This window comes from Mucilaginibacter glaciei (assembly GCF_014773245.1).
GTDB lineage: Bacteria > Bacteroidota > Bacteroidia > Sphingobacteriales > Sphingobacteriaceae > Mucilaginibacter > Mucilaginibacter glaciei.
This window is the reverse complement of record NZ_JACWMX010000002.1, coordinates 575,125-588,934: the sequence shown is the minus strand read 5'-3', so window position 1 is coordinate 588,934 and position 13,810 is coordinate 575,125. Positions and strand designations below refer to the sequence as shown.

Sequence of the window (13,810 nt, the reverse complement as noted above, 5' to 3'; positions counted from 1 at the left end):
CAGAAAGATGAAAAAGACAATATACATCGCTTTCGGCCTGCTTTTAGCTACTGTGGCGGGCTGTAAAAAGAATTCCATAAACCAGATAAGTGATATGGTATCCGGCGCGCAAATTAAATTTATACATGTTGCACCCGGTGTACCCGCTTTAAACGGCTTTGCAAATAATACCAAATTATCGCTAACGCAATCGGTATCAGTTACCGACAACGGAATTCCCATTTCTATCGCTACAGGTTATACCTATCTGGGGGTGTTCCCGGCAAGTAATTACTCGTCGGTAGCATCGGGCAGCACGGCTATCCGGGTAGACGCTGCAACTCCGATACCTGCCTTAAAAAGTGCGCAAATAGTAGCCCCGGCCGCTTCTTTGGGCTCTGTTACGCAGGCAACGGTTGATGGTGGCGCATATTCGGTATTTACTATCGGTTTGCCGGGCAGCACAACCGCCCCGTTAACTAACAAAGTGGTTGAGGATAAATTTCCTGCCGCGGCGAAGGGTAAAGCTTATATACGTTTTGCCAATATGGTTCCCAATGGTGGGGCTTACGATTTGGTTGGTACTTACACGCCAACAGGCGGTACGGCTGTTACAGCAACAATATCTACCGGTACGACCTATACCAACCTGACAGATTTTATTGCTGTGGATGTAAACGCGATAAGCACCACGGGTTACATCTTCCAAATGAAATTGGGTGGTACCGCTACTAATTTCGGTACGGCGTTAGGAACATCGACCACGCCTACACAGTTAACCCCTGGCAGGTACTACACGGTTATAGGCCGCGGCCTTGCAGCCGATTATCCTGTACCGGGTACCAGTATCATACTGCGGTCTACGGCGCGGCCAACCGTGCCTGCATCAACACTGCCCGAGATTTATTTTAACGCGGCAGGGCTAACCTTGTACACCAACAAATAAGCTTTACTGTTAATTATTCAAAAATCCCCGTGAACCATGTTCACGGGGATTTTTTTATTGCCTAAATTAGCCTTGTGAATAAGCCGCAGCAAGCCTTAGCTAACCTTTTAGCATTTTATACGTTATAAAGTCCATCATTTAATGAATAAGATATGAATTGCTTTGTAGTTATTTTTGGTGAGCGAATCAAAAAATTTTGGGATGAAAAACTTGGTCCCGACGATACCCGGTGGTTGTTGGATGATATTTTGTTATACGCCAATGCTAACGTTGCTACCTTCAAAGAAGAAATTGCCGAGATCCAGTATGATAAAAAACTACAGCCACTACCACTTATTTTTGAAGCGCTGGCAGCAGACACAGATAATTGGGGACACTTTTTTGTAAGCATGTTGGATGCAATACTTGACAGGGCCAAAAAATCTGACAAACCCCAGGAAATAGCCGACCACCTTATTGAGTTTGCTTTTATCGAGAACCAACCCAAACCTTTTGTGCAGCAGATTGCGGCACGGCTATACAAGGAATTGTATTCAGACAACGTGGTTACTAAGTGCGCGGCTATTTCAATGTTGCCAAACTATCTGCATAATCCTATTGTTAAAGATAAAAATTTAATCATCAGGGAATTGCAAACCAAGCTTATTAACCCCCATTGGCGCGTAAGGTATACCGCGTATATGATGTTAAAAAGGCTTAAACTGCTGCCTAATGGTTTTAAGCTACCAGTAGTAGATGCTGCCTTACGTATTTATTACGGCCGGCCGTATACCATGTAAGTGACATATTATTCGCTTTTTTGGGGAGCGACATTTTTGCAACCTATAGCTATCTTACGCCGTATAGCATATACAGAGATTGACATCTAATAAAAATTGGTAACATATAACCTGGACCGTTTTTTTGACCTGACACCCGACTTGTTTTGTATAGCCGGATATGATGGCTATTTCAAAAAGATAAACCCGGCCGTTTCAGAGTTGTTAGGTTACACCAATCAGGAATTGTTTGCTAAACCGATAAGCGAATTTATTTATTTTGAGGATAGGGATATAACAGCAAAACACCGCGATGATTTAAAAAAGGACATCCCTTTACTTAATTACGAAAATCGCTACGTCAAAAAGAACGGCGATATTGTATGGCTGTCATGGACATCTATGCCGGTAGAAGCTGAGCAAACAGTTTACGCTATAGCCAAAAACATTACCTACAAGAAAAAGATAGAGGACGACCGGAACAGATTAATTGAAAATCTTACCCGTATCAATAATGATCAAAAGCAGTTAAGTTACGTCACCTCGCATGATCTGCGGTCGCCGGTTAATAATTTGCTGTCGGTATTTAAAATGATGAACACCTCTAAAATTCAGGATACCGAAACCCTTGAGTTTATAGACGTATTACGAGCTGCTACTGAGAGTTTGAAAGACACACTCAATACTTATGTTGATGCTTTTAGCGCCAACGGTAGCTTGGAGGTTACGGTTGGTGAATTAACATTAGAGGCCTGCCTTAAAGTTGTACTGCATTCTTTAAATGCGCTGATCAAAGAATCTAACGCTACCATTAATTTTGAGTTTACGGCATTTAGCACCATTAATTTTAATAAAGCTTACCTGGAGAGTATCTTCTTAAATTTAATTACCAACTCCATTAAATATGCGCGGCTCAATGTTGCGCCGGTTATCAGTATCCAGACCAAAATAGTCAAAGGCATTCGCCAATTGGTATTTACAGATAACGGTGTAGGTTTTGATATGAAGAAAGTGAAAGGAAAGTTATTCGGCTTTAATCAAAAGTTTAACGATAGCCCGGATAGTAAGGGTATCGGTTTATATTTGGTTTACAATCATGTTACGAGCCTTGGGGGGCATATCGCATTGTACAGCATCCCAAACGAAGGGGCTACATTTACCATTTCGTTTAAAAACTGATAACAGGGGTATTCTCTTTATCCTAATTTAACCTTAAATCATCTTACCATTTAGCATATTTCTGTTTATAAGGCCTTTGAATGGCTTAACAGGCAACAGTTGGATGTATGCAATCACCTAATATTTTATCTGCTAACAATTAATTGACACACGGTTTATATTACATTTGCAATCCTTAAGTTTAAAAAACCATTTTTATTAATGTACGATATTTGTTGCGTTGGGCATATCACCTTAGATAAAGTAGTTACCTCCGGTTCGGTTAAGCACATGGCGGGTGGCACGGCATTTTACTTTAGTAATGCCATTAGCAATATGCCGGTAAAATATAAGCTGGTAACTGCCCTTGCGCAAAGCGAAATGCCCGAGGTGGCTAAACTGCAGCAGGCCGGTATTGATGTAAAGGCTTTGCCGAGTACACACTCGGTTTATTTTGAAAACATTTATGCCGAAAACCAGGATCATCGTACACAGCGCGTGTTACAAAAGGCAGATGCTTTTACCGTTGATGATTTAGCTGATGTAGAAGCCACGATATATCACTTGGGTGCCTTACTGGCCGACGACATGTCTACCGAATTGATCAAAGTACTTTTTAACAAGGGGAATGTTTCTGTAGACGCCCAGGGCTATCTGCGTGAAGTTGTGGATAATGATGTGCATGCCATTGACTGGGCCGATAAAAGGGAAGCACTAAAATACATCGATATTTTAAAGGTTAACGAGCACGAACTGGAAGTAATAACGGGTTACACCGATATACATGATGGTGCAAAAATATTAGCTGAATGGGGCGTGAAAGAAGTTGTGGCAACTATGGGTAGCCTGGGCTCGGTAATTTATGCCGATGATATTTTTTATGATATCCCCGCCTACAAGCCCAAAACAATTGTTGATGCTACCGGTTGCGGCGATACCTATATGGCGGGCTACCTTTATAAGCGGGCTACGGGGTTCGGTATCCAGGCATCGGGCGAGTTTGCCGCTGCGATGGCGGGCTTAAAAATAGAAACCTCTGGCCCGTTCACCGGTACCGAAGAGGAAGTACAATTGATGTTAAAAAGGTAATACCTATTCTTAATAACGAAGGTGTGATTTTTACTTGTTGGGAGCTTAAACAGCCTACAGCGGCCAGCAATGGGCTTTAGTTATCGAGATAATAACTACGTTTACAAGCTACTTCAAAGCTAAAAGTAACCCGGTATTACCGGGTTACTAAGCCATTATGTTAAAGGAGGGGAATTTAATTTTAAGTCGTGCAAGAACACCTTATTGTAGTAGTTTTGGCATCGAGTTGAATACACTAAGCAGACACTGAGCAATTTAATTTGTGTCGCTATCCATTTCGGATTAACTATTGTTATCAGCGTTGTTGGAATCTTCAAAAACGGATCCATACACATATGTTTTTTTATAGCAAAAGCTGCATTCATACCGTTTTATAGGTAACCAAAACAACGTAGCCTTTACTAACAGCGGCCGCTTGGCTCGGTTTCTTAGAAGTCCTTTATTGCAATGAGGGCATTTTTTTAGCTGTTTTTTGGGTTCCATAGTGGGGTATGTAACTATCGATTCTTTATTTTTTATTGCGCTTACCATTGATATGGTTTGGATTTAGGTACATTCATAATACCTTGTACATTTATTTTTTGAGTTACAAAAGCCGGCCTAAGTTTAAATGAATCAGAAACATTCCCTTCATTTAATTTACCGTTACGAAGTATCCCTTGGTTAACGAGTATAATAGCCTGTATTAGGGCATTGCAACAGTTGATGATTTTGGTAAGGCGGGCTTTCATAAAATTTTCGTTACAAATAGAATTAACCAAATATCAATGATAATTGAAATGTGACGAAAAAATAAGGGGTGACAAAAACGAGACAAATAAGGCTAAGTGATCTTTAGCGAAACTACTTTAAATAGCAGTTAAAACTTCGTCAATATCGGTATCCTGCTGCAAATCCATTTTTTTGCGCAGGCGCTGTTTAGCTTTTTTTACGCCATCTGTTGTAATGCCCAGCATACCGGCAATTTCCCGATTGTTAAGGCGTAATTTTAATAGCGCTAACAGCCTTACGTCTGTATTAGTAAGGTGTTCAAATTTATTGCGGAGGTTGTAAAGAAAGGTAGGATGGGCCTTGGTGAATAATTTTTTAAATTCTTGCCAATTTTCATCCGTCATGATATGGGCTTGCAGCATTTTTTCTAAAATAGAAGCTCCATCGGCATCGTCAGATTTTAGTTGCAGGCGGTCTACCTCCGTTTTAAATTCTTCTATCAGGATATTCTTTTGCATCAGGTTTTCGGTGAAACCATGGAGCGCCAGTTTCGCATTTCTGAGTTCATCGTCCAATCGCAATTTTTCTATCGCTAATAGTTCCTGGTCTCTGTTTGCCTTTAAGCGCTGCCGGTTGTATAGCAGCATACTAATAATGATTAGCAACGACAGAACGATAATGATCGTGTTCTGTTTGTAATTTTCAATTTCAGAATCGGTTTTTATTTTGTTTAATTCGGCGCGGTTCTTATCCATTTCCCAACTCAAACGCACGCGTTCAATAGCGGTCATATTATCGCGTTTGGCTACACTATCCCGAGCGTGCTCAAATTTGATTCGGTACACATTAGATTCGGCTGGGTTGCCGGTTCTTTCATTAAGTATCGACCGTAGTTCATAATAATCAACTCTTTGTATTAGAACGTTTTCGGGCGCTTTTGATAAAAGAATATTTGCAGTGTCTAAGCGGATAGCTGCCTGTTTGTAGTCGTGCGAGTCTATATCGATGCGGATCAGTCTAAGCAGTGCAATGGCCGAATTTTGGAACAACTCATACTTTTGCGAATTTTGATAGTCGGCCTTTATCAGGGGCAAAGCCTTAGCATAGTTATGTTGTAAAAAATAAACCGACCCAATGTTACCCTCGGCTATTGTTACCCAAACGCTGTCTTTACGTTCTTTTGCAATACGGAATGCCTGGTTAAAATATTGCATGGCAACAGAATAATGCCCGGCGTTACGATAGGTTAAGCCAATGGTATTAATAATATTGATACGGTTCCGCGCCAATGGGTCTTGATATAAAAGTGCGTTTTTAAGGTTATAACGGGCGTTATCAAAGTCGCCAAGCGAATAATAAAAATCGGCAGTTTCGGAAAACAAGCCGCCTATATTGGGTATATTGTTAAAACCGACTTTCCTGAACTCATCCTGCGACAATAGAAAATATCTGCACGCCTGTGTGTTTTGCTTGTAAACAAAATAGTAAATGGCCTTGCGATGCATATAGATGCCTATCTCTGCCTTTAATTTCTGATCCTTTGCATACTGGATAGCATCGTCAAATAGCTTGGTACTTAATTGATTATAACCTTTGTTTACGGAGTAATAATCGGAGCGCATGTCAAATACGGCGCACTGTAACTGCTTATCGTCAAGTGTGTTGGCGATAACCGACAGATCGTTAAGGCTTTGCATGGCATCCTCCTCTGTCATTTCGCGGCACGATTTTTTGTAGATGATCCGCGAAGGTTCAACCCGGTCACCTTTGGACAATGCTTTTATCTGCTCAAAAAGCGTTGGCTTATACACTTGTTTTATTACCGTTTTTGCCGTTGACGATACGACAAAAAAACAGAAAATGCTTAATAATATAGTATGCAAAAAATTGACCCTTAAGTGATTAGCAAAAGACACTGATGGAGCTTAATTAATAGTTATAAAAAAGGGGGCGGTAAATAAAATTTACCGACTAAATATACAAGATTTGTGTCGAAATGAGAAAAACGGGTGTTGTTCTATAGTCAAATATAGCAATGTGGAATACTCTTTGGGGGCGGTTATGCCTCTACCGGTGTTGGTGGCGGTTGAATTTCGCTCAACGATAAAGGGATAAGTTTCTTGGTTTTTAGGTAAGTAATGGTCACGATCATCAAGGTCATGCTCCCGCCGAAGATCACGGCTGGTACGGTGCCCAACAACCGGGCTGCTGTACCAGACTCAAAAGCACCTATTTCATTAGATGATCCAATGAACATAGAGTTTACAGCTGATACCCGTCCTCGCATATGATCTGGCGTCAGGAGTTGCATAATTGTCCCACGGATAATGACACTTATGCTGTCAAACGCCCCTTCGGTAAACAAGAAAAATAGAGACAGGTAAAAGCTTTTTGATAACCCGAAGCAGATAATAGACAACCCAAACCCCGTTACGGCAATCAGCAAGTTTCGCCAGGGTTTACCCATGGGCGAAAAACGGGCCATAGCCAACATGGTTAAAACTGCCCCCAATGAACTGGTGGCGCGCATAATACCCAACCCCTCGGCACCTACCTTAAGTATCTCGTTAGCAAACACCGGCAGTAATGCAACTGCCCCACCAAAGAATACCGAAAAGAGATCCAGGCTCATGGCACCTATCATCATTTTGTTATGAAATACGAAATGGATCCCCTCTGAAAGGCTTTTCCAGATGCTTTCTTTTGGGATGTAAACCGGGGGATAAGACCGAAGCAGGTAAATCAATAAAAGCGATACCGCCAGGAAAAAAAGGATCACTGCAAAAGTTACTGTAATACCAAAGAAACCGTAAATAAGGCCACCGGCTGCAGGGCCAATGATAGATGCTATCTGCCAGCTCGAACTACTCCAGGTACTGGCGTTAGGGTATATTTCTTTAGGGACGCTTTGGGTATAGATCACAAAGGTAGCGGGGCCGTAAAAAGCACGGGCTACCCCGTTAGCAAATATCATTACATAAATAATGGGTACTACCCAGCTTACATGGATGTAGTTGCCTGCGTTTTTCATAGTAACTAAAAACATCACAAACGAGGATATAAAAACGCCGATAAATATCAGCATTAGCATTTTACGCTTTTCAGATTTATCGGCTATGTAGCCGCCATAAAGGGCGATACCCACCGCAGGTATAGCTTCGCAAAGGCCTACCAAACCCAGCGCGAATGCACTTTTGGTAAGGTGGTAAATATAAAAGCCGATGATAACTGCCTGCATTTGATAGGCAAACGTAAAGCAAAAACGCATCCCCACGTAAGAGCGAAAGTCCTTGTATTTAAGAGCGGCGAATGAATCTATCCTGGTAGGTGTACTGTCTGTTTCAGGCACTTTTTATTGTTAATACATTTTTTGGCTAATAGTAACCCGTTACACTTAAAATAACGAGATCTCTAAAAATCTCTAATTTTCTCTATATTTCTACGAAAAACAACTAAATATCCGTAAAATATACTGATTATAACCCGTGTTGATCTATCAGATAAATTAACGCCGAAATAGCCCCGGCACCCAACTCCAGCTCTCGTTTGTTTACATTTTCAAAAACGTCATTCGGCGTATGGTGTATATCAAAGTAACGTTGCGAATCCGGACGGAAACCGATCAGCATTACTGATGGCACGGTCTCTTTCAACGGTCCAATATCGGTACCACCGCCACCGGCAACTAACCGGTCAGCTTCGTAGGGCTCAAACAGTTTTTTCCAGTTTTTATTAATGTCTTTTTGCATTGCCGGAGTTGCGTTGGCAAAGCTAAACCCTCGCGGGGTAAAGCCACCCTCATCGGTTTCTATGGCGGCGATGTGTTCCTCTTTATTGGCGGCGGCCAGTTCGGCGTATTTAATGCCGCCTTTATGGCCATTTTCTTCGTTCATGAAAAACACAGCCCTGACTGAGTTTTTTGGCCGATAGCCGGTAGCTTTAAAAATCCTGAGCACTTCTACAGATTGCATTACACCTGTTCCGTCGTCATGCGCGCCCTCGGCCAAGTCCCATGAATCGAGGTGGCCACCTACGGTAATGAATTTGTTTGGGTTTTTTGAACCCGTAATTTCACCCACAACGTTGTATGACTTGGCATCGGGCAGGTGCTGGCAATTTTGTTTAAAATAGAATTTGATCAGAGGCAGTTTGCGCATTTTAAGCATGGTGCTTAATTTATTGGCAGCTATAGTTGATATCGCGGCAGCCGGGATGTTTATTCCTTTCGGGTCGTAACCTGTTGCCCCGGTGTGCGGATAATCGTCAAGGGCTTCTGTCAGCGAGCGCACTATAACACCCGCCGCACCATATTTAGCGGCGGTGGCGGGGCCTGCAAAACGCTGATCGCCGGCGCCTCCATAGGCAGCACCCGTTTCAATAAAGCGCGGGTCGAAAGCGCGGTTAAAAAACACGATCTTGCCTTTTATCGCGGCCTCGCCCAAAGTCTCTAATTCTTTTAAACTTTGTACTTCTATCACGTTAGCGGTTATCCCAGCTTTTGGCGTCGCTACCGACATGCCCAGTGCAGCTATAGCAACCGGGATGCGTTTATTTCCATCTATAATATAACCTTGCTCTTTTGCGCCACGTACCCAGTGCGGTACCATCACTTCCTGCAGGTAAACTTTATCAAAACCGTAACCATCCATTAGTTTTTTGCTCCAATCAACAGATTTTTGGGCACCAGCCGATCCGCTTAAACGCGAACCAACGTTTTTACATAGGTAACGTAAGTTTTCGTAGCACTGGCCGTTAACCAGGGCTTCATCAAAAAACTTACGGATCATAAGCGAATCCTGGGCTTGTGAAGCGAAAGCAGTAATTAATAAAATACCGAGCAGTAATAATCTTTTCATATCGTGTGATTTGTTTGAGGCTATGTGAGGTAGCGTGTTGCGAAACCAGTAAGCGTTTAAGATAGGTAAGCCCGCAATGGGTTTTTTATCAAAGAGCGATGAACAAATATAATGTTTGAAGCCGAAAGATTGCGGTTTCAGGAGATTTTATCCCAGCTTAAACCTGCATTTTTTGTCTGGAAGGCCAGGTGAAGTATCTGATGTTCCGGCAGGGCGAGCTGTGGGTCTTTTTCAAAAATTTCAATTACCAGGTTGCGGGCTTGTTGTAGTATCTCCTGGTCAGTTGTAAGATCAGCCACTTTAAGATCAAGCACGCCACTTTGCTGTGTACCTTCAATATTGCCGGGGCCGCGTAGTTGCATATCAATCTCGGCAATTTCGAAACCGTTGTTAGTTTTAACCATGGTTTTTAAACGCGTGCGCCCGTCCTGGCTTAGCTTTTCGCTGCTCATTAAAATACAGAAAGATTGCTCTGCACCGCGGCCTACACGTCCACGTAACTGGTGCAGTTGCGATAACCCAAAGCGTTCAGCATTTTCAATAATCATTACCGATGCATTCGGCACATTAACGCCCACCTCAATCACGGTGGTTGCGACCATGATCTGGGTTTCGCCTTTAATGAAACGCTGCATTTCGAAATCCTTTTCGGCAGCTTTTAATTTACCGTGAACAATGCTAATACGGTAATTGGGCAGGGGAAACTCGCGCGACATGATCTCTGTTCCATCCTCCAGGTTCTTCAAATCAAGCTTTTCGCTCTCTTTGATCAGGGGATATACTACATAAACCTGCCTGCCTTTGGCTATTTCCTGTTTCATAAAACCAAACATGCGCAGGCGGTGTGCTTCGTAATAATGCAGGGTTTCTATCGGTTTGCGGCCGGCGGGTAACTGGTCAATTACCGATACGTCCAGATCGCCATAAAGGGTCATGGCCAGTGTGCGCGGTATGGGCGTGGCTGTCATAACCAAAATATGCGGCGGCACCACATTTTTGCGCCAAAGTTTGGCGCGTTGTTCTACACCAAAACGGTGTTGCTCGTCTATAACTACCAGGCCTAAGTTTTTGTATTGAACTTTATCTTCAATAAGCGCGTGGGTGCCTATTAAAATATTAAGGCTTCCGTCTTCCAGTTTTTCGTGGATCACTTTGCGGGCTTTGTTGGGCACAGACCCGGTAAGTAGCGCAACTTCAATAAAACTATCGCCAACCAAACCTTTTATAGTTTGATAATGTTGGTTGGCCAGGATTTCGGTAGGGGCCATGATACAAGTTTGGAAGCCGTTATCAATAGCTATTAACATGCTCATTAAAGCCACAACCGTTTTACCGCTGCCTACATCGCCCTGTAATAGGCGGTTCATTTGTACGCCGCGTTGTGTATCTAAACGGATTTCTTTTAACACACGCTTTTGCGCATCGGTCAATTCAAAAGGCAGTTTATGAGCGTAAAACTCGTTAAAGTAATGGCCCACCAGGTTAAAGATATTCCCCTTGAATTTATGGTTGCGATTTTGCTTACTCTTGAGCAATTTAAGCTGCAAAAAAAATAACTCTTCAAACTTTAAGCGGTATTGCGCCTCTTTGAGCTGATTAGCATCGTTGGGGAAATGAATATTGCGGTAGCTTTCTGCACGGGGGGCCAGCTTAAAACGGTTAAGGATGTAAGCGGGCAGGTTTTCATGAATATCCCTGGCATGCTGTTTTAACAAGCCAGATATCAGTTTAGATATCCCCTTACTATCTAAAGTAAATTGCTCTAATTTTTTGGTGCTGCTGTAGGCAGGCTGCAGGCTAAGGTTACCGTTCTGTTTAATGGCGTTTGGCAAATAGGCATCCATTTCGGGGTGGGCCATCTGGACTTTATTATTAAAAAAGCCGGGCTTGCCAAAAATTACGTACACCTTACCCGGTACAAGAATTTTCTCCACAAATTTTATCCCTTGAAACCATACCAGTTCAATAAACCCGGTATCATCTTTAGCCTGCGCTACCAAACGTCTGGTATGTTTTTCGCCTATGAGTTCTTTACTCATTAAGCGAACCAGCACTTGCACGTAGGGCATGTCCGGCTCTATATCACGGATCTTGTAAAACCGTGTACGATCTATGTGTTTGTAAGGGAAGTGTTTTAAAAGGTCTTCAAAGTGATAAATCCCCAGTTCTTTCTTCAGCACCTCGGCACGTGCAAGGCCTACACCTTTTAAGTACTCAATGGGTGTTTGAAACTGCTGGTTATTCAATTGGAGAGATACTATCAGGCTTTTAACGCAATAACAGAGATCTCGACATTTACATTTTTAGGCAGGGCAGATACCTGCACGGTTTCGCGCGCCGGGAAGTTGGCGGTAAAATAGGAACCGTAAACTTCGTTAACCTGTGCAAATGTTTGCATATCTGTTAAAAAGATGGTCGTTTTGATAATGTCGTCAAAATTTACACCAGCTTCAACTAAAATCGCCTTTAGGTTTTCCATAACCTGTATAGCTTCGTCAGTAATACCGGTTGTAACAACGTCGCCGGTTTCCGGGTTCATAGGGATTTGGCCGGATACAAAGAGTAAGCCACCAGCTGCTACTGCCTGGCTGTATGGGCCGATAGGTGCAGGGGAATTATTAGTGTTGATAATAGTTTTCATTTGCACAAGAAGAGTTTTGTTAAGGCAGATTATTTTTTTAGAACGAACCAGTAGATCAGCTTATAAATAATGCCTGCCAAAAACATGGTTATGGCAATAGCATTGATGATATGCATGACTTTAAGATTGAAGCTAGTAGGCCGGTTAGGGTCTTTTTTCCTGAAAAAATACATAATGCAAATTTAATAAAAAAAAGAAAGCCCCGGGTTATCCGGGGCTTTCAACAATATTAATTAGATAATATTATTTCTTTTTGAAAGATACGCGACGGTTAAGTACGCGACCTTCTTCAGTTGAGTTGTCAGCAATTGGATTAGTTTCACCGTAACCTTTTACTTTCAATTTGCTTGCAGCAACACCTGAGTTAACTAAGTAAGTTTTTACAGAGTTAGCGCGGTCACGTGATAATGACATGTTGTGAGCAGCAGTACCTTCAGATGAAGCGTAACCATCGATCTCAACAGTGCTACCAGATGAACGTAAGTCAGCTGAAGTTGCATCTAACACTGGGTAAGAAGAAGTTCTTAATACAGAGCTATCAAATTCAAACTGGATGTTTGAGTAAGCAGCGGCACCAGCCATAGTTACAGTTGAATCAGCTTTAGGGAATACGATAACGCAACCAGAACCGTCAACAACGCTACCAGCAGGAGTGTTAGGGCATTTGTCAAATTGATCAGAAACACCGTCACCATCAGAATCTTTCTTAAGATCAGTAACTGCGTTTTCAACGTTAGTTACACGGCCTTTTAAAGCTTCAACTTCTTGACGTAAAGCTGCATCGTATAATTCGTCATACATCATAGCAACCGGGTTAACCCAATCCAGGTTCGGTTTTGATTTTGAACCTAAAGTGAACTCTAAACCAGCGTAACCGTAAGAGTATTTGTCTTTAGTTGGATATTGGAAGTTAAAACCATCTAAGTTGTCACCATCAATAAAGTTCATGGTGTAACCTAAGTTTAATGCAGTTACATCAGATAATTTGAATTTAACACCAGCACCAACCGGGATAACCAATTCTTTAATGTAATGGTTGCTACCATCAGCATTTTTGAATTTGTTTAAAGTACCACCTGGGGTAGTAGCAATTGATGGGTTGTAAACAGCTAAACCAGCACCAGCGGTTAAGAAGAAGTTAACAGAGTTTTCGCGACGTAAGAAATCGATAGTAGCAACGTTAACAACACCACCTAAAGTAGCTTGCCATAAGTTAGTTTCGTAAGCAGCAACACCGCCACGTACACCACCAACAGCAGGAGCTTTGCTCATGTCGCCTTTTAAGTTAGCACCACGCACGTCTAATTGAAGACCGAATGAGTGAGCTAATTGAGACCTTAAAGAAACACCGTATCCGTAAGATACTTTGTAATTAGTAAAGTCGTTAGAACCGCCTAAAGCAACAACAGGCGATGTAACGCCACCATTGATACCGATGCTAAAGGTTTTGTACTGACCTCTGCCGCCAAATACCTTGGCAGTAGTAGCTTCAGAAGACATTTTCATTGTTGTGTCTGTAGTGGTAGTTGTTGTGGTAGTTTGAGCACTAACCATTCCTGCTACCATTAAAGAAGCAAATGATAATGCTGCTGATTTCTTTAATGTAGAATAATTCATAGTTTTAAGATTAAACGATTTAATTGTGATTTTTTACAAAATTAGTAATTATGTT

11 protein-coding genes are annotated in these 13,810 nt (G+C 42.1%); 4 read left to right on the top strand and 7 right to left on the bottom strand.

The window, feature by feature from the left end; genetic code table 11:
- The first annotated feature begins 7 nt into the window (after window positions 1–7).
- The 4 genes from IDJ76_RS07310 (at window position 8) to IDJ76_RS07295 (ending at window position 3,930) form a co-directional block, all read left to right on the top strand.
- Window positions 8–925, top strand: a complete 918-nt coding sequence (locus tag IDJ76_RS07310; RefSeq protein ID WP_191162249.1) for a DUF4397 domain-containing protein — start codon at window positions 8–10, stop codon at window positions 923–925.
- Window positions 926–1,077: 152 nt separating this feature from the next.
- Window positions 1,078–1,704 carry a hypothetical protein gene (locus IDJ76_RS07305; protein WP_191162247.1) on the top strand — a complete coding sequence of 209 codons (627 nt, stop codon included), beginning with the start codon at window positions 1,078–1,080 and terminating at the stop codon, window positions 1,702–1,704.
- 96 nt (window positions 1,705–1,800) lie between these two features.
- Window positions 1,801–2,862: a sensor histidine kinase gene (locus IDJ76_RS07300; RefSeq protein WP_191162246.1), complete on the top strand. Its 1,062-nt coding sequence runs from the start codon at window positions 1,801–1,803 to the stop codon at window positions 2,860–2,862.
- Window positions 2,863–3,063: 201 nt separating this feature from the next.
- Complete coding sequence (locus tag IDJ76_RS07295; protein WP_191162244.1) at window positions 3,064–3,930, top strand: PfkB family carbohydrate kinase; 867 nt, start codon at window positions 3,064–3,066, stop codon at window positions 3,928–3,930.
- 848 nt (window positions 3,931–4,778) lie between these two features.
- On the opposite strand, the gene IDJ76_RS07290 is transcribed toward IDJ76_RS07295, so the two are convergent.
- From IDJ76_RS07290 to IDJ76_RS07260, 7 genes are all read right to left on the bottom strand, one after another.
- Window positions 4,779–6,452 (bottom strand): tetratricopeptide repeat protein, encoded by a 1,674-nt coding sequence (locus IDJ76_RS07290; RefSeq protein WP_191162242.1) that lies wholly within the window; start codon window positions 6,450–6,452, stop codon window positions 4,779–4,781.
- A 248-nt stretch (window positions 6,453–6,700) separates the two neighbouring features.
- Window positions 6,701–7,990: an MFS transporter gene (locus tag IDJ76_RS07285; protein ID WP_191162240.1), complete on the bottom strand. Its 1,290-nt coding sequence runs from the start codon at window positions 7,988–7,990 to the stop codon at window positions 6,701–6,703.
- 127 nt (window positions 7,991–8,117) lie between these two features.
- Complete coding sequence (locus IDJ76_RS07280) at window positions 8,118–9,497, bottom strand: M20/M25/M40 family metallo-hydrolase (RefSeq protein ID WP_191162238.1); 1,380 nt, start codon at window positions 9,495–9,497, stop codon at window positions 8,118–8,120.
- A gap of 137 nt (window positions 9,498–9,634) precedes the next feature.
- Window positions 9,635–11,743, bottom strand: coding sequence for an ATP-dependent DNA helicase RecG (gene recG / locus IDJ76_RS07275; RefSeq protein WP_191162236.1), 2,109 nt, complete (start codon window positions 11,741–11,743; stop codon window positions 9,635–9,637).
- Window positions 11,744–11,757: 14 nt separating this feature from the next.
- Window positions 11,758–12,138: a RidA family protein gene (locus IDJ76_RS07270; RefSeq protein WP_191162234.1), complete on the bottom strand. Its 381-nt coding sequence runs from the start codon at window positions 12,136–12,138 to the stop codon at window positions 11,758–11,760.
- A gap of 29 nt (window positions 12,139–12,167) precedes the next feature.
- A complete protein-coding gene (locus IDJ76_RS07265) occupies window positions 12,168–12,311 on the bottom strand; it encodes a DUF6728 family protein (protein WP_191162232.1) in 144 nt (47 codons plus the stop codon).
- A gap of 70 nt (window positions 12,312–12,381) precedes the next feature.
- Window positions 12,382–13,755, bottom strand: a complete 1,374-nt coding sequence (locus IDJ76_RS07260; protein ID WP_191162230.1) for an OmpA family protein — start codon at window positions 13,753–13,755, stop codon at window positions 12,382–12,384.
- Window positions 13,756–13,810 lie beyond the last annotated feature (55 nt).

Coding starts and splice junctions, on each gene's coding strand:
- IDJ76_RS07270 (WP_191162234.1), bottom strand. CDS start 12,138: ATGAAAACTATTATCAACACTAATAATTCCCCTGCACCTATCGGCCCA.
- IDJ76_RS07295 (WP_191162244.1), top strand. CDS start 3,064: ATGTACGATATTTGTTGCGTTGGGCATATCACCTTAGATAAAGTAGTT.
- IDJ76_RS07310 (WP_191162249.1), top strand. CDS start 8: ATGAAAAAGACAATATACATCGCTTTCGGCCTGCTTTTAGCTACTGTG.
- IDJ76_RS07305 (WP_191162247.1), top strand. CDS start 1,078: ATGAATTGCTTTGTAGTTATTTTTGGTGAGCGAATCAAAAAATTTTGG.
- IDJ76_RS07265 (WP_191162232.1), bottom strand. CDS start 12,311: ATGTATTTTTTCAGGAAAAAAGACCCTAACCGGCCTACTAGCTTCAAT.
- IDJ76_RS07260 (WP_191162230.1), bottom strand. CDS start 13,755: ATGAATTATTCTACATTAAAGAAATCAGCAGCATTATCATTTGCTTCT.
- IDJ76_RS07280 (WP_191162238.1), bottom strand. CDS start 9,497: ATGAAAAGATTATTACTGCTCGGTATTTTATTAATTACTGCTTTCGCT.